This window comes from Mycobacterium heckeshornense (genome assembly GCF_016592155.1).
Taxonomy (GTDB): Bacteria; Actinomycetota; Actinomycetes; order Mycobacteriales; family Mycobacteriaceae; genus Mycobacterium; species Mycobacterium heckeshornense.
The window spans coordinates 2,132,243-2,153,506 of record NZ_AP024237.1; the positions used below are offsets into that span (position 1 = coordinate 2,132,243).

The 21,264-nt window shown below is 66.9% G+C and carries 18 protein-coding genes, 1 tRNA gene and 4 pseudogenes; 16 read left to right on the top strand and 7 right to left on the bottom strand.

What is annotated here, in order from left to right; all coding sequences use genetic code 11:
- Positions 1–57: 57 nt before the first annotated feature.
- Entirely contained in the window at positions 58–945 is an 888-nt protein-coding gene (locus MHEC_RS10225; RefSeq protein ID WP_048892089.1) for an SDR family NAD(P)-dependent oxidoreductase, read from the bottom strand.
- Positions 946–1,064: 119 nt separating this feature from the next.
- Positions 1,065–1,150: transfer RNA gene (locus tag MHEC_RS10230), tRNA-Leu, on the bottom strand.
- A 127-nt stretch (positions 1,151–1,277) separates the two neighbouring features.
- On the opposite strand from MHEC_RS10230, the gene MHEC_RS10235 reads away from it, so the two are divergent.
- Both MHEC_RS10235 and MHEC_RS10240 read left to right on the top strand, forming a co-directional pair.
- Positions 1,278–2,633, top strand: a complete 1,356-nt coding sequence (locus MHEC_RS10235) for a M20/M25/M40 family metallo-hydrolase (protein ID WP_048892090.1) — start codon at positions 1,278–1,280, stop codon at positions 2,631–2,633.
- A gap of 19 nt (positions 2,634–2,652) precedes the next feature.
- The gene (locus MHEC_RS10240) at positions 2,653–3,183 is read left to right on the top strand and encodes a YbhB/YbcL family Raf kinase inhibitor-like protein (protein WP_048892091.1); all 531 of its coding nucleotides are present in this window, start codon (positions 2,653–2,655) and stop codon (positions 3,181–3,183) included.
- A 10-nt stretch (positions 3,184–3,193) separates the two neighbouring features.
- Here the strand turns inward: MHEC_RS10240 and MHEC_RS10245 are convergent.
- The 3 genes and pseudogenes from MHEC_RS10245 to MHEC_RS10255 all read right to left on the bottom strand — a co-directional run bounded on the left by MHEC_RS10245 (position 3,194) and on the right by MHEC_RS10255 (position 5,575).
- Positions 3,194–4,292, bottom strand: a pseudogene (locus MHEC_RS10245) (quinone-dependent dihydroorotate dehydrogenase).
- Positions 4,289–4,541: pseudogene (locus MHEC_RS10250) on the bottom strand (DUF5703 family protein). The pseudogenes MHEC_RS10245 and MHEC_RS10250 overlap by 4 nt, the downstream one beginning before the upstream one ends.
- Entirely contained in the window at positions 4,538–5,575 is a 1,038-nt protein-coding gene (locus MHEC_RS10255) for a hypothetical protein (RefSeq protein ID WP_048892146.1), read from the bottom strand. The pseudogene MHEC_RS10250 and the gene MHEC_RS10255 overlap by 4 nt, the downstream one beginning before the upstream one ends.
- Before the next feature lie 195 nt (positions 5,576–5,770).
- On the opposite strand from MHEC_RS10255, the gene MHEC_RS10260 reads away from it, so the two are divergent.
- From MHEC_RS10260 to MHEC_RS10300, 9 genes are all read left to right on the top strand, one after another.
- Positions 5,771–6,070, top strand: coding sequence for a hypothetical protein (locus tag MHEC_RS10260; RefSeq protein WP_048892094.1), 300 nt, complete (start codon positions 5,771–5,773; stop codon positions 6,068–6,070).
- A 74-nt stretch (positions 6,071–6,144) separates the two neighbouring features.
- Positions 6,145–7,029 (top strand): undecaprenyl-diphosphate phosphatase, encoded by an 885-nt coding sequence (locus MHEC_RS10265; protein WP_048892147.1) that lies wholly within the window; start codon positions 6,145–6,147, stop codon positions 7,027–7,029.
- Positions 7,026–7,730 carry a histidine phosphatase family protein gene (locus MHEC_RS10270; protein WP_048892095.1) on the top strand — a complete coding sequence of 235 codons (705 nt, stop codon included), beginning with the start codon at positions 7,026–7,028 and terminating at the stop codon, positions 7,728–7,730. The genes MHEC_RS10265 and MHEC_RS10270 overlap by 4 nt, the downstream gene beginning before the upstream one ends.
- A gap of 92 nt (positions 7,731–7,822) precedes the next feature.
- On the top strand, positions 7,823–8,410 hold the full coding sequence (locus MHEC_RS10275; protein ID WP_048892096.1) for a DUF3090 domain-containing protein: 588 nt from the start codon (positions 7,823–7,825) through the stop codon (positions 8,408–8,410).
- Complete coding sequence (locus MHEC_RS10280; RefSeq protein ID WP_048892097.1) at positions 8,394–9,209, top strand: SCO1664 family protein; 816 nt, start codon at positions 8,394–8,396, stop codon at positions 9,207–9,209. Before MHEC_RS10275 ends, MHEC_RS10280 begins: the two co-directional genes overlap by 17 nt.
- A 37-nt stretch (positions 9,210–9,246) precedes the next feature.
- The gene (locus MHEC_RS10285; RefSeq protein WP_048892098.1) at positions 9,247–9,753 is read left to right on the top strand and encodes a DUF2505 domain-containing protein; all 507 of its coding nucleotides are present in this window, start codon (positions 9,247–9,249) and stop codon (positions 9,751–9,753) included.
- Positions 9,754–9,814: 61 nt separating this feature from the next.
- Positions 9,815–10,591: a 3'(2'),5'-bisphosphate nucleotidase CysQ gene (locus tag MHEC_RS10290; RefSeq protein ID WP_048892099.1), complete on the top strand. Its 777-nt coding sequence runs from the start codon at positions 9,815–9,817 to the stop codon at positions 10,589–10,591.
- 20 nt (positions 10,592–10,611) lie between these two features.
- Positions 10,612–11,850, top strand: a complete 1,239-nt coding sequence (gene mshC / locus MHEC_RS10295) for a cysteine--1-D-myo-inosityl 2-amino-2-deoxy-alpha-D-glucopyranoside ligase (protein WP_048892100.1) — start codon at positions 10,612–10,614, stop codon at positions 11,848–11,850.
- Positions 11,847–12,725, top strand: a complete 879-nt coding sequence (locus MHEC_RS10300) for an SDR family oxidoreductase (RefSeq protein ID WP_048892101.1) — start codon at positions 11,847–11,849, stop codon at positions 12,723–12,725. The genes mshC and MHEC_RS10300 overlap by 4 nt, the downstream gene beginning before the upstream one ends.
- A gap of 55 nt (positions 12,726–12,780) precedes the next feature.
- Here the strand turns inward: MHEC_RS10300 and MHEC_RS10305 are convergent.
- Positions 12,781–13,164, bottom strand: a pseudogene (locus MHEC_RS10305) (PAC2 family protein); the annotation flags it as partial.
- Positions 13,165–13,166: 2 nt separating this feature from the next.
- Between MHEC_RS10305 and MHEC_RS25000 the strand changes: the two are divergent.
- From MHEC_RS25000 to MHEC_RS10320, 3 genes and pseudogenes are all read left to right on the top strand, one after another.
- Positions 13,167–13,400 (top strand): annotated as a pseudogene (locus tag MHEC_RS25000) (dihydropteroate synthase); the annotation flags it as partial.
- 563 nt (positions 13,401–13,963) lie between these two features.
- A complete protein-coding gene (locus MHEC_RS10315) occupies positions 13,964–14,650 on the top strand; it encodes a hypothetical protein (RefSeq protein WP_201399501.1) in 687 nt (228 codons plus the stop codon).
- Positions 14,651–14,810: 160 nt separating this feature from the next.
- Positions 14,811–15,107, top strand: a complete 297-nt coding sequence (locus MHEC_RS10320) for a hypothetical protein (protein WP_235434825.1) — start codon at positions 14,811–14,813, stop codon at positions 15,105–15,107.
- Positions 15,108–15,274: 167 nt separating this feature from the next.
- Here MHEC_RS10320 and MHEC_RS10325 read toward each other — a convergent pair whose 3' ends face one another.
- Positions 15,275–16,207 (bottom strand): PAC2 family protein, encoded by a 933-nt coding sequence (locus MHEC_RS10325; RefSeq protein WP_412176935.1) that lies wholly within the window; start codon positions 16,205–16,207, stop codon positions 15,275–15,277.
- A gap of 15 nt (positions 16,208–16,222) precedes the next feature.
- Between MHEC_RS10325 and metH the strand changes: the two genes are divergently transcribed.
- Together metH and MHEC_RS10335 are read left to right on the top strand one after the other, a co-directional pair.
- Positions 16,223–19,813 (top strand): methionine synthase, encoded by a 3,591-nt coding sequence (gene metH, locus MHEC_RS10330; protein ID WP_048892105.1) that lies wholly within the window; start codon positions 16,223–16,225, stop codon positions 19,811–19,813.
- A 5-nt stretch (positions 19,814–19,818) separates the two neighbouring features.
- Positions 19,819–21,219 (top strand): sugar porter family MFS transporter, encoded by a 1,401-nt coding sequence (locus MHEC_RS10335; RefSeq protein ID WP_048892106.1) that lies wholly within the window; start codon positions 19,819–19,821, stop codon positions 21,217–21,219.
- Positions 21,220–21,264: the final 45 nt, after the last annotated feature.

Sequence of the window (21,264 nt, forward strand, 5' to 3'; positions counted from 1 at the left end):
CGGCTTGCCTCCGCGCCAGCAGCTCAAACCGGCCCGTCGCATGCGCCGGTACGGGCCTTACGTCGAAAGCTTGAGGGCAAGCGCGATCAGCGCATCGGTGAGTCGATCCGGCGCGACGCGGCGGGCCAGCGCACTCGCCCACGAATCCGGGCCCACCCGGTAGCGGATTTTCGGCCGTTTGGCGACCACGGCGGCAGCAACCGCATTGGCGTAGTGCATGGGGGTGGTCTTGGTAGCGTGTGCGCGAGCTTCGCAGGCGTTTAAAAAGGCGGTAAAGCGGGTCCGATAAATCGCGGCGATTTCGGCGGGTGCCGTGGCGATGGCCTGCTCGGCCGAGGCATGCAGCTTGCGCCACATCGGTGTCTCGACCACACCGGGCTCGATGACCGACACGCGCACCCCGAATGGCCGCAATTCACGCCGCAGCGCATCGCTGAGCCCTTCTTTACCGAACTCGCAGGCAGCATAGGCACCCAAAAACGGCGGTGTGACGGCGCCGATACCAGAACTGACGTTGACGATCCGGCCCTTCGACGCCCGCAACAAGGGCAGGAATCGTTGTGTAACCGCAAGGGCCCCAACAAGATTTGTCTCGAGTTGGATGCGCATTAAGTTAATTGGCACACATTCCAGCGGCGCGCCGATACAGATGCCGGCGTTGTTCACCAGCGCCCACAACGCGGTGTCGGCGCACCGCAATTCCACGTAGTCGCCAGCCCGTGCGATCGAGGCCACATCGGTGACGTCTAGCACCACCGGAATCAGTTCACCTGTCGACGGAGGCAGGTTGGCCAGCTGCTCGGCGATCGACTCCGATCTCACGCCGGCAAACACCCGGTAGCCCAGATCGTTGAGGTGCATGGCAGCTGCCCTGCCGAGTCCGCTTGACGCGCCGGTGATTACCACCGACTTGTGCCGCGGCCGGTGCAGTGCCGAGGACGTCATCGCATGATCTTAACGGCGCAGGCTCCGCGGATTCGTGCGAAAAGAGCAAGTGGCGGAGTTGATTTCGGCACCATCCGCCCGCTGGCCAGCGGCCACGGGCCGACAACTACCGACCAGTGTGTCCGAGGGGGGACTTGAACCCCCACGCCCAGTAATAGGGCACTAGCACCTCAAGCTAGCGCGTCTGCCATTCCGCCACTCGGACCAGACCAACAAGTGTGGCAGCTAAGGCTATCGGATTGGTCTTTCCCGACCCAAACTAGCGCGGCCAGGACGTGGGCTGTGCGGGTGCGGCCGACGGGCCGCGCAATACGGTCGGGGCGCACCCGCCAATGGTAGGAAAGGTGACTGTGACGGTTCCAGCCGGTGTTCCAGTCGATGATGTGGTGGACGTCGTCAGCACGCTGATCCGGTTCGACACCACCAACACCGGCGAACCCGAGACCACCAAGGGCGAGGCCGAGTGTGCCCGGTGGGTCGCTGAACAGCTGGACGAAGTCGGCTACCGGGTCGACTACGTCGAATCCGGCGCGCCCGGCCGCGGCAACGTGTTCGCCCGGCTAGCGGGTGCGGACCGCACACGCGGAGCGCTGCTGATCCACGGTCATCTCGACGTGGTGCCGGCCGAGGCGGCCGAGTGGAGCGTGCACCCGTTCTCCGGCGCGGTCGAGGACGGCTACGTCTGGGGCCGCGGCGCGGTCGACATGAAGGACATGATCGGCATGATGATCGTGGTGGCCCGCCAATTCCGGCGGGCCGGCATCGTGCCGCCTCGGGACCTGGTGTTCGCGTTCGTCGCCGATGAGGAAAACGGCGGCAAGCTCGGGGCGCATTGGCTGGTCGACAACCGCCCGGACCTGTTCGCTCGGGTGACCGAGGCGATCGGCGAAGTCGGCGGTTTTTCGCTGACAGTGCCGCGCCGAAACGGCGGCGAACGCCGCCTTTACCTGATCGAGACCGCCGAGAAGGGACTGCAGTGGATGCGGCTGACCGCCCGGGGCCGGGCGGGGCACGGCTCGATGGTGCATGACCACAACGCGGTGACCGCGCTGGCCGAGGCGGTCGCGCGGCTGGGCCGCCACCGGTTCCCGTTAGTGCTCAGCGACACCGTGGTGCAGTTCCTGGCCGCTGTCGGGGAAGAAACCGGGCATAGCTTCGACACGGAGTCCCCCGACCTGGAAGGGGCGATTGACAAGCTTGGTCCCATCGCCCGCATCGTGAAGGCCACGCTGCGCGACACCGCGAATCCGACGATGCTCAAGGCGGGTTACAAGGCCAACGTGGTGCCCGCCACGGCACAGGCCATGGTGGACTGCCGTGTGCTTCCCGGTCGGAAGGCGGCGTTCGAGGCCGAAGTCGACCAACTCATCGGGCCGGACGTGGTTCGCGAATGGATCCGGGATCTGCCCTCGTATGAAACCAGCTTCGACGGCGACCTGGTCGACGCGATGAACGCGGCGCTGCTGGCGGTCGATCCCGACGCCCGAACAGTGCCCTATATGCTATCCGGCGGGACGGACGCAAAAGCGTTCGCGCGCTTGGGTATTCGCTGCTTTGGCTTCGTTCCGCTGCGGCTGCCCCCGGACCTGGACTTCTCCGCGCTGTTCCATGGCGTCGATGAGCGGGTACCCGTGGACGCGCTGAGGTTCGGCACCCAAGTGCTGGCGAATTTTCTGACACACTGCTGAGGAGACGAGAGGACTGATCATGGCCACACTGCCCGACCCGTATGCCCGGCTGCCCAAGCTGCCGTCATTCACGTTGACGTCGAAGTCGATCACCGACGGTCAGCCGCTGGCCAGCGCCCAGATCAGCGGCATTCTGGGCGCTGGTGGCGAAGACGCCAGCCCCCATTTGAGCTGGTCCGGGTTTCCCGAGCAGACGCGCAGCTTCGCAGTCACCGTCTATGACCCCGACGCGCCCACGCTGTCCGGGTTTTGGCATTGGGCGGTGGCCAACCTGCCGGCCAACGTCACCGAGTTGCCGGAGGGCATCGGCGACGGGCGCGAATTGCCCGGCGGCGCGTTGACGTTGGTCAACGACGCCGGCATGCGCCGTTACGTCGGCGCGGCCCCGCCGCCCGGCCACGGTCCGCACCGGTACTACGTCGCGGTGCATGCCGTCGACGTCGACAAACTTGACCTCACCGAAGACGCCAGCCCCGCGTTTCTCGGATTCCAGTTGTTCCAGCGCGCGATCGCGCGAGCGGTCATCTACGGCACCTACGAGCAGCGGTAGCCGTCCGGCCCTAACGCTTGCGCGTCGCCGACCCGACCGCCTCGCTCAGCGTGGCGAACCCGCCGTCGCGCAGGCGGCGGGCAATGCCGTCATGAATCCGCTTGGCCCACAAGCCGCCGCCGTAGACGAAGCCGGTGTAGCCCTGCAGCAGTGAGGCGCCTGCGGTGATGCGCTCCCATGCGTCGTCAACGGTTTCGATGCCGCCCACGCTGATGAGCGCCAACCGGTCGCCGACGCGTGCATAGAGCCGCCGCAGGATCTCGGTGGCGCGGGGCGCCAGCGGTGGCCCCGATACGCCGCCGCTGCCCAGCGCGTCCGCACCCGCGGTGGCCAGACCGTCGCGGCAGAGCGTGGTATTGGTCGCCACAATGCCGGCCAGGCCCAGCTCCGCGGCCAGATCCGCTATCCGGTCGACGTCGGAATCGGACAGGTCCGGCCCGATCTTCACCAGCACCGGCTTGGACGTCTCGGAGCGGACCGCCGACAGGACGGGTCGCAATGACTCCACCGCCTGCAAGTCGGTGAGGCCCGGGGTGTTGGGTGAGCTGACATTGACCACCAGATACGACGCCAGCGGGCCCACCAGGCGTGCACTGGTCCGATAGTCCTCGGCGGCACGCGCCGCCGGGGTGGCCCTGGTCTTACCGATGTTGACGCCGATCGGCACGTCGGCCCGGTGGCGGGCGAGCCGGATCGCCAGCTGACCGGCACCGGCGTTGTTGAACCCCATCCGGTTCAGCAGTGCCCGGTCATCGGGCAGCCGGAACAGGCGGGGACCCGGATTACCCGGCTGAGGCTCGGCGGTGACGGTGCCGACCTCGGCGTAGCCAAAGCCCAGCGCGCCCCACACGTGCAGCCCAAGGCCGTTCTTGTCGAAGCCGGCGGCCAGCCCGAGCGGTCCGGGGGAAGCTCACCCCGAAAACCGTGCTGGCCAGCACCGGATCGCTTGGCGCCAACAGCCGGCGCAGGTGTCGGCGCAGGGGCGGGACGGCGGTCACGGCGCGAAGCAGCAGAAACACCAGCCGGTGGGCGGTCTCGGCGGGCAGCAGAAATAGCAGCCCGCGCACCGCGCGGTAAAGCCGCTGACGGTCTGTGCCCGGACCGGTCACAGTTCGGGCTGGTCGGGCCGCCGGTCGAGAGGGGACTTTTTTGCGGCGCAACAACACCCGCCGGCTGCCGTCGGTGTAGAGCCGGACCCGGGTCAGCTCCCAACCGCGGTACTCTGCCTCGATGGATAGCCGGGTTGACGCGCTGACCCTGGTCACCTCGGGTGGCAGCCGCAACGGCACCCACTCGTATTCGTCGGACATCTCGGTGTCCCACTCAGCGGGCAATCGGCCGCGGCGCGCCGCGGTCAACGCCCACCCGCCGCGTGCTCGATCATCTGGACTCCGTCACCTGACCCCGACACCACATACAGCGTGCCCGACGCATCGTCAAAAGCCAGCCAGTTGGGTTGCCGCACGGTTGGGTAACGTACCTTTTCGACGGGTATTCCGGTGCCCAGATCGTAACCAATGACCATATTCGTTGCGGTCTGCGATACCCAAGCCAGTTCCCGCGAGCCGGCCACACCGTACGGTGCCTGGCGCACCGGGTAGGCCTGGCGCAAGATCAGCGGGTCCACGCCGAACACCAGCAGCTGGCCGCCGCGCGTGTCGGCGACCAGCACCCGGCCGACCGGGTCGGCGGTCATGGTGGTTGCGCCCAGGCCGGCGCGCAGCGCCTGTTCGGCGTTCCCGTCGCGGCCGACCGCTGTCACCGAGGTCTGGCCGCGGTCCAAGATGACGGCGGTATTTCCCTGTGTCACAATGGAATCCACGCGTGCGAAGGTCTTGCTTGGTTTGGCAACAGCCGCGGTGGCGCCCGTGGGTCGGTCCAGCAGGTAAACAGCGCCGTCGGCGCTGCCCACCACCAGCTTGCCGTCGGCGCGACGGGCGATGGCGGTGAATTCGCTGCCGTGCGCGCCCGCGATGTCGATCCGCGTGGCGTGGCCCGCCGCCAGGTCGACCACGAAATAGCCCCCACGCGCCGACACGTAGGCCGTGCCGCGGTCGTCGCCGGTGAATGCGGTCGCCGGACCGGGCAGTGTGACGGCCCGCGGCGGTTGGCCGGCAGCGAACAAGGTGATGGCTGCCGGCGCCGTCGGCCCCGGGCCGGGACTTAACACCGCCAGCCGCGAGGTGCCCGCATCGAACATCGCCGCTTGCGGGTGCCCGCCCAGCGGCCATACCACGCCGGCCGGCCGGGCGGCCGGCGGAGGAGAATCAGCGGGTTTCGCCGGCGAGATCGTCGGCGGCGCTGCGTCGAGGGGGGTCGACGAACATGCCGCGGCGAGTGTCACGCAAAACAGCAGGCCAGCGACGCGACGACGATCCGGGGGTTTACAGATTCGCGTCACCAAGTAACTCTGGAAGCATGCGATGGGAGCTGGGATCGGGGTCTGATTCTAGGGGGCTGCTCGGCAACATTGTCGGCTGCGGCCCGGGTGCGCCAGGCGTCTCGCGGGGGTTGGCGGGAGGTATGGTCAGCGCATGACCCGGGTCCGCGATGATGCAGCGCGCAGCACTGAGGGGAAGCCGCGGCCATGACCGTCGCCGAAGACCGCCAATATGCCCGTCCCGAATTTGTCATCGAGGACATGTCGACCGGGATCTTCGCAAGCGGGTATGGGCAAGTGGAGGGGCGAAGCTTCGCGTTCCACACCGACCGTCGCTCGCTTGTCGTCGAGGTCTACCGGCCCCGGTTGAGCGGGCCGGTGCCCCAGCCTGACGACGTCGTCGCGACCGCAACCCGCAGCCTGGTCGGCATCGACCTCACCGACGAACGTAGTCTCGCCGCGGCCGTTCGTGATTCGGTCGCTCAGGCCGCACCGGTCTGCCGCTAGTACCGTCAGCCACGCCCGTCAACCGGTGCCGCCGCGCACCCGGTACGGTCGTCGTCGTGACTGCGGCCCCGGCGATGTCTTGGTGGCAGGTCGTCGTTTTGTCGGTGATCCAGGGGTTGACTGAGTTCCTGCCCGTGTCGTCATCGGGGCATCTTGCGATCGCGTCGCGGATCATGTTCGGTGCCGATGCGGGTGCTTCGTTCACCGCGGTCACCCAGCTAGGCACCGAGGTCGCCGTGCTGGTGTACTTCGCCCGAGATATCGGGCGCATCGGCGTGGCCTGGTTCAACGGGCTGGTGCGCTCGCCGGTGACGGCACGACCCGGCCCGGGCGCCCGGGCCGGCCGTGGGCACCACCTTGATCAGCGCGGCACCGACTACCGGCTGGGCTGGTATGTCATCGTCGGCACCGTGCCGATTTGTGTGCTCGGGCTGCTCTTCACCGATGAAATCCGCTCCGGAGCACGCAATCTCTGGGTCGTGGCGACGGCGCTGCTGGTGTTTTCGGCGGTGATCGCGGCCGCGGAATATCTGGGACCGCAGACCCGAGGCGTCGAGCAGCTCACGGTTTGGGACGCTGTCGCGGTGGGCTTTGCCCAGACGCTGGCGCTGATCCCCGGGGTGTCTCGCTCCGGGGCCACGATCAGCGCCGGGCTGTTCGTCGGGCTCGACCGCGAACTGGCCGCCCGATTCGGTTTCCTGCTGGCGATCCCGGCGGTGTTCGCCTCGGGGTTGTTTTCGCTGCCCGACGCCTTCCACCCGGTGCGCGAGGGGATGAGTGCCACCGCGCCCCAGCTGCTTGTTGCTACGGTGATCGCGTTCGTCATCGGCTTCAGCGCGGTGGCGTGGTTTCTGCGGTTTCTGGTGCGGCACAGCATGTATTGGTTCGTCGCATACCGGGTGGTCGCCGGCATCAGCGTGCTCGGTTTGCTCGCCGCCGGGACGGTGGCCGCGACATGACGGTCATCTTGTTGCGGCACGGCAGATCGACGTCGAATACCGCGCAGGTGCTGGCCGGCCGCTCCGAGGGCGTCGACCTCGACGACACCGGCCGCGAACAAGCCGCCGACCTGATCACCCGGCTCGCCGAGCTGCCCATCCGGGCGCTGGTGTCCTCGCCAATGCTGCGCTGCCGGCGCACACTCGAACCGCTCGCCGGGGTGCTGGGTCTGCAGCCGGTGGTCGACGAGCGGCTCTCCGAGGTCGACTACGGCCAGTGGACCGGCCGCAAAATCTCCGAATTGGCCAAAGAACCGTTGTGGGCGGTGGTTCAGGCGCATCCCAGCGCAGCGGTGTTCCCCGACGGCGAAGGGTTGGCGCAGGTGCAGGTGCGCGCGGTGGCCGCGGTTCGCGAGCACGACCGGCGCCTGGCCGACCAGCACCGCGGTGACGCCCTGTGGCTGGCCTGTACCCACGGTGATGTCATCAAGGCTGTCCTTGCCGATGCGCTGGGCAATCATCTGGACAGCTTCCAGCGCATCACCGCCGACCCGGCGTCGATCAGCGTGATTCGCTATACCCAGCTGCGCCCATTTGTGTTGCATGTCAACCACACCGGCGCACGGCTGACCGCCGCGCTGACCGGCGCGCCGTCTCCGGATGCCGCGCCGGGCGGTGACGTGGCGCCCGGTGACGCGGTGGTGGGCGGCTCCACGGGCTGACTCACGTCCGGCTTGAATAGACCCGGACGAATATGCCCGGCAATTGCTGGGCATTACACGGGAACGACAATTGCCGGTATTTTGGAGATGCCATGGCCCGAGCAATTCACGTGTTTCGTACCCCCGACCGCTTCGTCGCCGGGACCGTCGGCCAGCCCGGAAACCGCACCTTTTATCTGCAAGCCGTCCATGACAACCGGGTGGTGTCGGTGGTGCTGGAGAAGCAGCAGGTCGCGGTGCTCGCTGACCGCATTGGCGCGCTGTTGTATGAGGTGCACCGCAGGTTCGGCACACCCGTGCCGCCGGAACCGACCGAGGTTGACGACCTCAACCCGCTGATCACCCCGATCGACGCCGAGTTTCGGGTCGGAACGATGGGGCTCGGCTGGGATTCCGAGGCGCAGACCGTAGTGGTCGAATTGTTGGCCGTCACCGACACCGAGTTCGATGCGTCGGTGGTGCTTGACGACACCGAGGAGGGACCCGACGCGGTGCGGGTGTTTTTGACCCCGGAGTCGGCCCGGCAGTTCGCGACCCGGTCGCATCGCGTGATCGCGGCGGGCCGTCCGCCCTGCCCGCTGTGCGACGAACCGCTGGACCCGGAGGGGCACATCTGCGCGCGCACCAACGGCTATCGGCGCAGCGCGCTGCTCGGGTCTGACGATGACGCCGAGGCCTGATGATCGCGAGGTTCTGCGGCGCGGCGAGCTGACGGTCCTGGGACGCATTCGCTCGGCCAGCAACGCGACCTTCCTGTGCGAGGCGACGTGCGGCCAGCGCAGTGTGCACTGCGTCTACAAGCCGATCGCCGGTGAGCAGCCGCTGTGGGACTTTCCCGACGGGACGCTGGCCGGCCGGGAACTCGGCGCATATCTGGTGTCCACCCAACTTGGGTGGAACATCGTGCCCTACACCATCATTCGCGACGGTCCGGCCGGTCGCGGCATGCTTCAGCTGTGGGTGCACCAACCCGGCGATACGCCGGACTGCGATCCCGATCCGGGCCCGGACTTGGTGGACCTGTTTCCCGCAAGCAAGCCGCCACCGGGCTATTTGCCCGTGCTGCGCGCCTACGATTACGCCGGCGACGAAGTGGTGCTGATGCACGCCGACGACATCCGGCTGCGGCGGATGGCGGTGTTCGATGTGCTGGTCAACAACGCCGACCGCAAAGGCGGCCACATCCTGCGCGGACTCGACGGACACGTCTACGGCGTTGACCACGGTGTCTGCCTGCACACCGAGAACAAGTTGCGCACGGTGCTGTGGGGCTGGGCCGGCAAACCCGTCGACGACGAGACCCTGGACGCGGTCGCCGGGCTGAGCGAAGCGCTGCGCGGCCCGCTCGCCGACACCCTGACCGGGCACATCACCGCCCGCGAAATCGCGGCGCTACGCCGGCGCGCCCGCGCGTTGCTGGACAACCCGGTGATGCCTACTCCGGATCGGCATCGTCCCATTCCGTGGCCGGCGTTTTGACGCGTGGTCTTCGTCGAAAACGGTACCGTGCCTTGCTATGCCGCGCGCGTTCGCCTATTCGGCCGACTCTCCGGCCGGTGTCGAGCAAATACTTTCGGCGTTCGGCGACAACGATTACTGGCAAGCCAGGCTGGCGGCCGCCGGCAACGACACCGCCAGGTTAGACGCGTTGGATGTCGACAGCCGCGGTGCGGTGAGCATAGTGGTCAAGGCCAGCGTGCTGCGTGACCATCTGCCGAAAGTCGTGGCCAAGATCGGCCGCGGTGATCTTGAGACCACGCACTGCGAAACGTGGACTCCGATCGACCGGGGACAGGTGCGCGGGGAGATTGTCGTCGCGATGCGCGGGGTCCCGCTATCTGGACGCGGTGAGGCGCTGCTGGCGCCGGCCCAGCACGGGTCGCGGCTGCAGGTGCGCGGGACCGTCGCGGTCACAGTCCCATTGATCGGAGGCCGGATCGAAGGCTTGATCAGCAGTCAACTCGGCACCGGCATCACCGAACTGCAGCGCTTCACCGCCGAGTGGATTGCGGGAAACCGCTGACTTTCTCTGACGTCAGACCGCGTGCGACCGGTGCCGCGCGCCCGTCGGCAATACTGGTCGGGTGAACCCGGCCTGCCACGACCCGACCGACGCGGCGCTGGCCGCGCAATTGGCCGAAGATGCCGGCAAGCTGTTGCTGGCGGTGCGCGACGAGGTGGGCTTCGACTATCCCTGGCTGCTCGGCGACATCGGCGATGCCCAGGCCAATTCGCTGCTTTTGCGGCGGCTGCACGCTGCGCGGCCGGCTGACGCGGTGCTCAGCGAGGAAGCCTATGACGACCTGTCCCGGCTGGGCGCCGACCGGGTCTGGATCATTGACCCGCTGGACGGCACTCGGGAGTTCTCCACGCCGGGATGCGACGACTGGGCTGTCCATGTGGCGTTGTGGCGGCGGGACGGCGGGCCGAACGGTGCCATCACCGACGCAGCGGTCGCGCTGCCCGCCGCCGGCGAGCTGTACCGCAGCGACACCGTCACCGCGAACGGATCGCCACACGGCGGACCCATTCGCGTCACCGCCAGCTCGAGCCGGCCGCCTGCGGTGCTGTACCGGCTGCGAGAACGCTTAGACATCCAACTGGTCCGGATCGGCTCGGCCGGCGCGAAGGCGATGTCGGTGGTGCGCGGCGACGCGGACGCCTACATTCATGCCGGCGGGCAATGGGAATGGGACTCGGCCGCGCCCGCGGGGGTGCTGTTGGCCGCGGGCCTGCACGCCTCCCGACTGGATGGCTCCGAGCTGGTCTATAACCGACCCGACCCGTATCTGCCCGACCTGCTGATGTGCCGACCCGAGCTGGCTGACGTGCTGCTGGGTGCGATCCGGTTGGCAGGCTGAGAGACCTTAGAGTCGACGCTATGCAATCGTGGCCCGCTCCGCCGCTTCCGGTGCTGCCGGGACGCGGGCCGGAGCTGCGACTGTACGACACGGCTGATCGCCAGGTGCGCCCGGTGACGGCAGGCCGGACCGCGACCATGTACGTCTGCGGAATCACCCCCTACGACGCCACGCATCTGGGTCACGCCGCGACCTACGTGGCATTCGACCTGGTGCACCGGTTGTGGCTGGATCTCGGTCACGAGGTGCACTACGTGCAGAACGTCACCGACGTCGACGACCCGCTATTCGAACGCGCCGACCGTGACGGTGTCGATTGGCAAGAGCTGGCCGCACGCGAGGTAGACCTGTTTCGCGCCGACATGACCGCGCTGCGGGTGCTGCCCCCGCAGCAATACGTCTCGGCGACCGAGGCGATCGCGGAAGTCGTTGAGCTCGTTGAGAAAATGCTGGCGTCGGGTGCGGCGTACACCGTCGACAACGGCTACCCTGACGTCTACTACCGGGCCGACGCCACACTGCAATTCGGCTACCAGTCCGGTTATGACCGCGACACCATGCTGCGGTTGTTCGCCGAGCGTGGCGGCGACCCGACCCGTCAAGGCAAGAGCGACGCGCTCGACGCCCTGATGTGGCGGTCCGCGCGTCCGGGTGAACCGAGCTGGCCATCGCCGTTTGGGCCCGGCCGGCCCGGTTGGCACGTCGAATGCGCGGCGATCGCGCTCAGCCGCATCGGTGCCGGCCTCGATATCCAGGGCGGCGGCAACGATCTCATCTTTCCGCATCACGAGTTCACTGCCGCGCATGCCGAATGTGTAAGCGGGGAGCGTCGATTCGCTCGCCACTATGTGCATGCCGGGATGATCGGCTGGCAGGGCCACAAAATGTCCAAGAGCCGCGGCAACCTGGTCTTGGTGTCGACGCTGCGCGCGCAAGGCGTCGAGCCGCCAGCTATCCGGCTGGCCTTGTTGGCCGGACATTACCGCGCCGACCGGTACTGGGACGCACAGGTCCTCGACGAGGCGATCGCACGGCTGCACCGCTGGCGCACCGCGACCGCACTGCCCGCCGGTCCGGACGCCGCCGACACCATCGGCCGGGTGCGGCAGTACTTGGCCGACGATCTCGATACCCCTAAAGCGCTTGCCGCCCTTGATGGTTGGGCGACCGATGCGCTGGATTACGGCGGCCACGACGCGCAGGCGCCCGACGCGGTGGCAGCCGCAATCGACGCACTGCTGGGAGTGGAGCTGCGATGAGCGCAGCCAGCCGCCAAGTTGTACTCATCACCGGCGCTGCAGGTGGCATCGGTGCCGAAGTGGCCCGTCGATTGCACGCCAAGGGCGCCAGGCTGGTCTTGAGCGATTTGGACGAGGCACAGCTCAATACGCTGGGCGCCGAACTAGCCGACGAGCGGGTGCTCACCGTGGTCGCCGATGTCCGCGACCGCGCCGCCATGCAAGCCGCCGCCGACCACGCCATAGACCGGTTCGGCGGTATCGACACGGTCATGGCAAACGCCGGGATAGCCAGCTACGGGTCGGTTCTGCAGGTCGATCCCGAAGCATTCCGCCGACTCGTCGACGTCAACGTGCTCGGGGTGTACCACACCGTGCGGGCCGCTCTTCCCTCGCTGATCGAGCGGGGCGGCTATGTGCTGATCGTGTCGTCGCTGGCCGCCTACGCCGCAGCCCCGGGTATGGCGCCGTACGGCGCCTCCAAAGCCGCGGTCGAACACTTCGCCAACGCGCTGCGCCTGGAGGTTGCCCATCTGGGCGTCGACGTCGGGTCGGCGCACATGTCGTGGATCGACACGCCGATGGTGCAAGACAGCAAGGCCGACCTGTCCACATTCACCGAGATGCTCGCCAAACTGCCTTATCCGCTCAACCGCACCACATCGGTGCAGAAGTGTGCGCAGGCCTTGGTCAAGGGCATCGAGGGGCGCAAACGCCGCATCAACAGTCCGGGCTGGGTTGGGCTGGTCCGCTGGCTGCGGCCGGTGCTGTCCACCCCGCTGGGCGAGGCCCCGGTCCGGCGGTTGGTGCCCGATCTGCTGCCGCGCATGGACGCCGAAGTCGCTGCGCTTGGTCGTTCGACCAGTGCTCACACGCAGGGACTGGAGCGGCGGTAAGCCGCTGTTGCCAGACTCCGCCCTGGGGGCCGTTGCGGCCCGCGCCGTCGCCGGGCTAGCGCCCGAAACCGGGGCGGCGGCGGCGTAGATAGCGTTCGAACTCGGCGGCCAGCGCGTCCCCGTCGATCTTGCCCAGCGCCTCGTGCATGTCGACCTCGGCGTCGCCGCGCTGCTCCAACGAAGCGACGTACTCGGCGATCTCCTCGTCCTCGGCGGTCATCTCGCTGACCGCGGCCTCCCACTCCTCGGCCTGGGCGGGCAGGTCGGCCAGCGGAACCTCGATGTCGAGCACGTCCTCGACCCGGCGCAGCAGTGCCACGGTGGCTTTGGGGTTCGGTGGCTGAGACACGTAGTGTGGTACCGCTGCCCAGAACATCACCGCTGGAATCCCGGCCGCCACGCACGCGTCCTGGAACACTCCGGCAATACCGGTCGGGCCCCGCGGATTACCAGAGATGCCTGGACATCGCCAAGGAACAGACCCGCGACGGCGCGCACTTGCTGGATCTGTGCGTGGACTCTGTGGGCCGCGACGGCGTCGCAGACATGACGGCGCTGGCCAGTTGGCTCGCCACCGCGTCGACCTTGCCGATCATGCTGGACTCCACCGAAACTGCCGTGCTGCAAGCGGGTTTGGAGCATTTGGGTGGGCGCTGCGTGATCAACTCGGTGAACTGCAGTTCGTGCGGTTCGGCTACGCCGTTTGCAGCGCGGCAATAGCGTGGAACGGAGGCTGGCTGGTGTGCGTCCTTAGCGGAAAAGCTGGCGGGGTGCGCCGACTTGAGCGAACTCGTTGTTGGCTGCCTGCTTCGGCGGTGGTCTCGTATCGGTGGTTTGGCCGAGTGGAATAGGTCGTTCCCACTACGATTCCCGTATGCCCGAGGCCCCCGGTCGCCGCCTGAAGGTGCTCGCGATTGGGTTGCGCCAGTTGGGAGCTGAATGCGAGACGATCTGCGGTGAGCTGTCCGCGGCCGCAGCGCCGTCGTTTGTGGCGGCTTCGCCCTGGCAGTCCACCGTGGGAAGCGTGAACCTCGCCGCCGCCGCGGCGAGCAAAGACCTGGCCGCGATAGCGCGGCGGGTGGGCGCGCGTGGGGCCGACTACAGTATGGCGGGCATCGCCTACACCGGCACCGAGGACCACAGCGCGGCGCGGTTGCGGGGGGTTGGTGAGCTGATGGCCGGTGTGTCGCCGCTGCCCACGGGCTGGCCGACGCTCTCGCAGCTGCGTTCCGCGCAATTTGGTCACCTGGGGCAGTTCGCCGACTGGTGCGAACACGTCGGTGCTGAAGCAGAGAAAGCCTTGGCGCAATTGGCGCAAAAAAGTGCGTGCCCCGGGCGGCGTCGAGTGGGAGGGTGCGGCCGGGGACGCGGCGATCACTCAGGCGGAAACCGATGTGGTCATTGCGCGCAAGTTTTTGTGGAGCGTGCCCGATGCGGCCGAGATCGCCCGGCGTGGGCAGGACGTGCTGCAAGCCGGCAAGCAGGAAGCCCTGGAGGCGGTCGCCGACGCCCAGCGCGCCGGCTTTCGGGTCAGCGAAGCCTACAGCGTCACCGACACCGGTCGGGCCACCAGCCGCGCGCAGCAGGAGAAACGTCTGGCGGAAGCCGTCGCGCACTCCAATTTCATTCGCCACCGCGTCGGGATGCTGGTCGGCAACGAGCAGCGCGTCAGCGCAGAGCTGAAGGAAGCCACCGCCGCCTGGGGCACCCTGACCTTCGCCCAGTCGCCGACGGCCAAGGTACGAGGGTCAGGCGTAACAGACGGAATTCCTCTGGGATTTCACGACATTCTTCAAGGCCGGATTGTCTGGTGCGTACCTGGTCCGCGGGGTGGGCCCTGGGCTTTTCATTGCGAAATTCTCTATCCGGACGGTACCACTGACATGTATTACACCGACGAGGACGAGTCAGGTGGACACCTATGACGATTCCGGCGTACTCGACCACCAACGGTTACGGGAGCAACCGATGACAACGCCAGCTGACGATCCAATTGCACAGCAACGGTTCGCCTTCAGGATGAAGCCCCAATTCGAGCACACCACCGATGGGTGGCGTGCATGGTACCCAGGTTCGGACTGGTCGGTGACTGCGCCGAGTGCAGAGGAAGCGCGACAGAAGTTGGTGGCCGAGGTCAACCGGCGCCGCGAAGCCGGCGAAGACCCGAAGGCCTTCCAGGAGGCCGTCTACCGTAAGCACTTGCAAGAACCCGTTCCTGGGGTTTACGCCATGGACAACGAGCTGTACCGCTATGTGGCGCGAGAAACGGGGTACGACCAAGACGCTCTGCAAGAAGTCTTCGAGGAATCCGAGCGCCGCCGGGCGTTGGGTGAAAGCTTCACCAAGGCCGATTACTTGGCGTGGATGAACCGGAAAAACTGACCGGCAGTCTGGCGGTGTGGATGTACTGCGTTATGTGAGTCTTGACGGTGTGCCAGGCGTTTCGGAGTCCTGGTGGTGTGGGTGGTTGGTCGGCTGCTAGGAGGGGGCAGACCAGCCGCTGTTGCCAGACTCCGCATCGGGGCTTGCGGCACGCATCGCCCCCACGGCTATCTCCCGAAGCCGGGGCGGCGGCGGCGTAGATAGCGTTCGAACTCGGCGGCCAGCGCGTCGCCGTCGATCTTGCCCAGCGCCTCGTGCATGTCGACCTCGGCGTCGCCGCGCTGCTCCAACGAAGCGACGTACTCGGCGATCTCCTCGTCCTCGGCGGTCATCTCGCTGACCGCGGCCTCCCACTCCTCGGCCTGCGCGGGCAGATCCCCCAGGGGAACCTCGATGTCGAGCACGTCCTCGACCCGGCGCAGCAGTGCCACGGTGGCTTTGGGGTTCGGTGGCTGAGACACGTAGTGTGGTACCGCTGCCCAGAACGTCACCGCTGGAATCCCGGCCGCCACGCACGCGTCCTGGAACACTCCGGCAATACCGGTCGGACCTTCGTAACGGGTTTCCTGTAAACCGAAGCGGCGCGCCGACTCCGGCGAGTAGGCCGCCCCGGACACCGGAACCGGTCGGCTGTGCGGCGTGTCCGCAAGCAGCGCCCCGAGGATCACGACGGTCTCGACGTTGAGCTTGTCGACGATCGCGAGTAACTCGGCGCAAAAGGTGCGCCATCGCATGTTCGGCTCCACCCCATGCATCAGCACGATGTCGCGCTCGCTACCCGGTGGGCGGCAGTGCGAGATCCGCATCGCCGGCCACACCAGTTCGCGGGTGACGCCGTCGACCTGGCGGATCACCGGACGGTTGACCTGATAGTCGTAGTAGGCCTCGTCGTCGATCTCGACGATGGGCTCAGCCTCCCAGATGGCCTCCAGGTGCTCGACCGCGTCGCTGGCGGCGTCGCCGGCGTCGTTCCAGCCCTCGAAAGCCGCCACCACGACGGTGTTGTGCAGTTCGGGCAGCGCGGCGCGGGCATCCGGCGGGGTCACAGGATCAGCGTACGGCGTTGCACCGGTTGCCCGCGCCGCGACGAACGGACCCATTTGGATAGAACAGCTATGCTTGTCGGGGTGACTCCTGTGAACGATCGCACCTACGACACCGACCTGCTAGACGCCTTGTCTAAGCGGGTCATGGTGGGCGATGGTGCCATGGGCACCCAGCTGCAGGCCGCGGAGCTGACGCTCGACGACTTTCGCGGGCTGGAGGGCTGCAACGAGATTCTCAACCAGACTCGCCCCGACGTGATCGAACGGATTCACCGCGCCTACTTCGAGGCGGGCGCCGACGCCGTGGAGACCAACACCTTCGGCTGCAACCTGTCCAACCTGGGCGACTACGCCATCGCCGACCAGATCCGCGAGCTCGCGCGAAAAGGCACCGCGATCGCGCGTCGGGTCGCCGACGAGCTCGCCACACCCGACCGCAAGCGCTACGTGCTGGGATCGATGGGACCGGGCACAAAGCTGCCCACCCTCGGACACACCGAGTACGCGCAAATCCGCGACGCCTACACCGAGGCCGCGCTGGGCATGCTTGAGGCCGGCGCCGACGCGATCCTCGTCGAAACCTGCCAGGACCTGCTGCAGCTCAAGGCCGCGGTGCTGGGATCGCGGCGGGCCATGGCCCAATTCGGACGCCGCATCCCGGTGTTCACCCATGTGACAGTGGAGACGACCGGAACGATGCTGCTGGGCAGTGAGATCGGCGCGGCGCTGACCGCCGTCGAACCGCTCGGCGTCGACATGATCGGATTGAACTGTGCCACCGGGCCCGCCGAAATGGGCGAACACCTGCGTCACCTGTCCCGGCATGCCCGCATTCCGGTGTCGGTGATGCCCAATGCCGGCCTGCCAGTGCTGGGTCCCAACGGCGCCGAATACCCCCTGCAGCCAGACGAATTGGCGGAGGCGCTGGCCGGTTTCATCGCCGAGTTCGGGCTATCTCTGGTCGGTGGCTGCTGCGGCACCACCCCTGAACACATCCGCCGGGTCGCCGAGGCCGTGCGCACCGTCACACCAGGCGAGCGGCACATCACCTATGAACCGTCGGTGTCGTCGCTGTATACCGCGGTCCCCTTCAAACAGGAAGCCTCGGTGCTGGTGATTGGGGAGCGCACCAACGCGAACGGCTCCAAGGCTTTCCGCGAGGCGATGATCGCCGAGGACTACCAGAAATGCCTCGACATCGCCAAAGAGCAGACCCGCGACGGCGCGCATCTGCTGGATCTGTGCGTCGACTACGTGGGCCGCGACGGGGTCGCCGACATGGCGGCGCTGGCCAGTCGGCTGGCCACCGCATCGACGCTGCCGATCATGCTCGACTCCACCGAAACAGCAGTATTGCGAGCGGGTTTAGAGCACCTCGGCGGCCGGTGCGCGATCAACTCGGTCAACTACGAAGACGGCGACGGCCCCGAGTCACGGTTTGCCAAGACCATGGAGCTCGTCGCCGAACACGGCGCCGCAGTAGTGGCGCTCACCATCGACGAAGAAGGCCAGGCCCGCACCGCCGACAAGAAAGTCGCAATCGCCGAGCGGCTCATCGACGACATCACCCGCAACTGGGGTGTCGACGAGTCGTCAATCCTCATCGACTGCCTAACGTTCACCATCGCTACCGGGCAGGAGGAGTCGCGCCGCGACGGTATCGAGACCATCGAGGCCATCCGCGAGCTGAAGAAACGCCACCCGAAGGTGCAAACCACGCTCGGGTTGTCCAACATCTCCTTCGGTCTGAATCCCGCTGCGCGCCAAGTGCTCAACTCGGTGTTCCTGCACGAATGCCAGGAGGCCGGGCTGGACTCGGCGATCGTGCATGCGTCGAAAATCCTGCCCATCAATCGGATTGCAGAAGACCAGCGCACTGTCGCGCTGGATCTGATCTACGATCGCCGCCGCGAGGGCTACGACCCGCTGCAAGAGCTGATGCGGCTCTTCGAGGGAGTGTCGAGCGCGTCGTCGAAAGAATCCCGCGCCGCGGAGCTGGCCAAGCTGCCGGTGCTGGATCGGCTGGCCCAGCGCATCGTCGACGGCGAACGCAACGGCCTGGAGGCCGACCTGGACGAGGCGATGACCCTCAAGCCGCCGCTGGAGATCATCAACGACAACCTGCTTGCCGGCATGAAAACTGTTGGGGAGCTGTTCGGTTCCGGGCAGATGCAGCTGCCGTTCGTGCTGCAGTCCGCCGAGGTGATGAAGGCCGCCGTGGCCTACTTGGAGCCGCATATGGAGAAATCCGAGAACGACTCCGGCAAGGGCCGGATCGTGCTGGCCACCGTGAAGGGTGATGTGCACGACATCGGCAAAAACCTCGTCGACATTATCTTGAGCAACAACGGCTACGAGGTGGTCAACCTCGGCATCAAGCAACCGATCGCCAACATCCTGGAAGTCGCCGAAGACAAAAGCGCCGACGTGGTCGGCATGTCGGGGCTGCTGGTCAAGTCGACCGTGGTGATGAAGGAAAACCTCCAGGAGATGAACAGCCGCGGGGTCGCCGGGAAGTTCCCGGTACTGCTCGGCGGCGCGGCGTTGACCCGCAGCTATGTCGAAAACGACCTCGCCGAAGTCTACGAGGGCGAAGTGCATTACGCGCGAGACGCTTTCGAGGGCCTGAAGTTGATGGACACCATCATGAGCGCCAAGCGTGGCGAGGCGCCCGACACTGACAGCCCCGAGGCGATCGCCGCCCGCGAAAAGGAAGCTGAACGCAGGGCGCGGCATGAGCGCTCCAAACGAATTGCGGCGCAACGCAAAGCAGCCGAGGAGCCGATCGTCATACCGGAGCGCTCCGACGTTGCGGCCGACGTCGAGGTTCCGGCGCCACCGTTCTGGGGCTCTCGCATCGTCAAAGGTTTGGCGGTAGCCGACTACAGTGCGCTGCTCGACGAGCGTGCGCTGTTCCTCGGCCAGTGGGGCCTGCGCGGTGCCCGCGGTGGCACAGGCCCGTCGTATGAGGAATTGGTGGAGACCGAAGGGCGCCCGCGGCTGCGTTACTGGCTGGACCGGCTGTCCACTGACGGAATTCTCGCCCACGCCGCGGTGGTGTACGGGTATTTCCCGGCGGTCTCCGAGCGCGACGACGTCATCGTGCTCGCCGAGCCGACAGCCGATGCGCCCGAGCGGTTCCGGTTCACCTTCCCGCGCCAGCAACGCGGCCGCTTCCTGTGTATCGCCGATTTCGTCAGGTCACGGGCGCTGGCCGCCGAACGCGGCCAGGTTGACGTGCTGCCCTTCCAATTGGTGACGATGGGCGATCCGATCGCCGAGTTCGCCAACCAGTTGTTTGCGTCCAACTCTTACCGCGACTACCTAGAGGTGCATGGCATCGGCGTGCAGCTAACCGAAGCGCTGGCCGAGTACTGGCACCGGCGTATCCGCGAGGAGCTGCGTTTCTCCGGCGACCGGGCCATGGCAGCCGAAGACCCGGAGGCGAAAGAGGATTACTTCAAGCTCGGCTATCGTGGTGCCCGGTTCTCCTTCGGCTACGGTGCCTGCCCCGACCTGGAGGACCGGGTCAAGACCATGGCGCTGCTGCAGCCCGAGCGGATCGGAGTGACGTTGTCGGAGGAAATGCAACTGCATCCCGAGCAGTCCACCGATGCCTTCGTCCTGCATCACCCTGAGGCCAAGTACTTCAACGTCTGACGCCTATGGCTGACTCGGCGCGGGTCCGGACCGCCGTCCGGTTCGCCTCGGTGGCCGCGCTCGGCGGGCTGATATTCGGCTACGACGTCTCGGTCACCAACGGGGCGGTGGCCGCGCTGCAAGACCAATTCAGGGTCGGCAATACGTTGTTGGGTTTGGCCGCCGGCGCGGGTCTGGTGGGTGCCGCCGCGGGCGCGATTACCGCAGGACGCATCGCGGACCGGATGGGCCGGCGATCGATGATGAAGCTGGCCGCCGCGCTGTTCCTGATCTGCGGCCTGGGCACCGGGCTGGCCGGCGACGTCTGGATGTTCGTCGCATGCCACAGCGTGGGCGGGTTCGGTATCGGCGTCGCGTCGGTGGTGTCCCCGGCCTACATTGCCGAGATCTCGCCACCGGGTATCCGCGGTCGGCTCGGTTCACTGCAGCAGCTGGCCATCGTCTGCGGAATCTTTCTGGCCCTGGCCGTCGCCTGGCTGCCGTTTCACCTTGCGGGCGGTTCGCGCGAAGAACTATGGCTGGGGCTGGCCGCGTGGCGCTGGACGTTCCTCGCCGAGACCGTCCCAGCGCTCCTCTACGGAGCGTTGGCCTTCACGATCCCGGAGTCTCCGCGCTATCTCGTTGCCGCACAACGTGTCTCGGAAGCTCATCGGGTGCTTTCCGAGGTGCTCGAGGATCGCCAAGTCGAAGCCACGGTAGAACGCATCCAAGCAACGCTGCAACGCGAGCACCGGCCGTCGTGGCGTGACCTGCGCAAGCCGTCGGGCGGTTTGTACGGCATCGTGTGGGTCGGTCTGGGGGTGGCGGCCTTTCAGCAGCTCGTCGGGATCACCGTGATCTTCTACTACGGCAGCGTGCTGTGGCAGGCAGTGGGTTTCGGGGAGAACGCGTCGTTCGGCATCGCTGTCGCCACCGCCTTTGTCAACGTCGTGATCACGTTGATCGCGATGGCGCTCATCGATAAGGTCGGCCGCAAGCCGCTGCTGTTGACGGGATCGGCCGGCATGGCGTTGATGTTGGCGGTGCTATCGCTTGTCTTCGCCCACGTTCCGATCATCGGTGGCAAGCCGCACCTCAGCGGAGCCTCCGGGGTGGTCGCCCTGGTCGCCGCCAACGTCTTCGTCGTCGCGTTCGCTGTCTCGTGGGGGCCCGGGCTATGGGTGCTCCTCGGCGAGATATTTCCCAACCGCATCCGTGCCGCGGCAGTGGGATTGGCCAGCGCCTGCCAATGGCTGACCAACTTCGCGGTTGCGTTCACCTTCCCGGGGCTGCGTCACGCCCTCGGATTCGCCTACGGCTTCTATGCGCTGTGTGCAACGCTGTCATTCGTATTCGTGTGGCGATATGTCCGGGAGACCAAGGGCGTATCTCTAGAAGACATGCACGCCGAACTGCTGCACGAGTGAACCTGCAACCCGCACCGGCGTCGAGCATGAAAACCGCCGTGACTT

What these genes read in the sequence shown, in the direction of transcription:
- MHEC_RS10225 (WP_048892089.1), bottom strand. Translation starts at nt 945, where the DNA reads ATGACGTCCTCGGCACTGCACCGGCCGCGGCACAAGTCGGTGGTAATC.
- MHEC_RS10235 (WP_048892090.1), top strand. Translation starts at nt 1,278, where the DNA reads ATGGTAGGAAAGGTGACTGTGACGGTTCCAGCCGGTGTTCCAGTCGAT.
- MHEC_RS10240 (WP_048892091.1), top strand. Translation starts at nt 2,653, where the DNA reads ATGGCCACACTGCCCGACCCGTATGCCCGGCTGCCCAAGCTGCCGTCA.
- MHEC_RS10260 (WP_048892094.1), top strand. Translation starts at nt 5,771, where the DNA reads ATGACCGTCGCCGAAGACCGCCAATATGCCCGTCCCGAATTTGTCATC.
- MHEC_RS10265 (WP_048892147.1), top strand. Translation starts at nt 6,145, where the DNA reads ATGTCTTGGTGGCAGGTCGTCGTTTTGTCGGTGATCCAGGGGTTGACT.
- MHEC_RS10270 (WP_048892095.1), top strand. Translation starts at nt 7,026, where the DNA reads ATGACGGTCATCTTGTTGCGGCACGGCAGATCGACGTCGAATACCGCG.
- MHEC_RS10275 (WP_048892096.1), top strand. Translation starts at nt 7,823, where the DNA reads ATGGCCCGAGCAATTCACGTGTTTCGTACCCCCGACCGCTTCGTCGCC.
- MHEC_RS10280 (WP_048892097.1), top strand. Translation starts at nt 8,394, where the DNA reads ATGACGCCGAGGCCTGATGATCGCGAGGTTCTGCGGCGCGGCGAGCTG.
- MHEC_RS10285 (WP_048892098.1), top strand. Translation starts at nt 9,247, where the DNA reads ATGCCGCGCGCGTTCGCCTATTCGGCCGACTCTCCGGCCGGTGTCGAG.
- mshC (WP_048892100.1), top strand. Translation starts at nt 10,612, where the DNA reads ATGCAATCGTGGCCCGCTCCGCCGCTTCCGGTGCTGCCGGGACGCGGG.
- MHEC_RS10300 (WP_048892101.1), top strand. Translation starts at nt 11,847, where the DNA reads ATGAGCGCAGCCAGCCGCCAAGTTGTACTCATCACCGGCGCTGCAGGT.
- MHEC_RS10325 (WP_412176935.1), bottom strand. Translation starts at nt 16,207, where the DNA reads ATGGGTCCGTTCGTCGCGGCGCGGGCAACCGGTGCAACGCCGTACGCT.
- metH (WP_048892105.1), top strand. Translation starts at nt 16,223, where the DNA reads ATGCTTGTCGGGGTGACTCCTGTGAACGATCGCACCTACGACACCGAC.
- MHEC_RS10335 (WP_048892106.1), top strand. Translation starts at nt 19,819, where the DNA reads ATGGCTGACTCGGCGCGGGTCCGGACCGCCGTCCGGTTCGCCTCGGTG.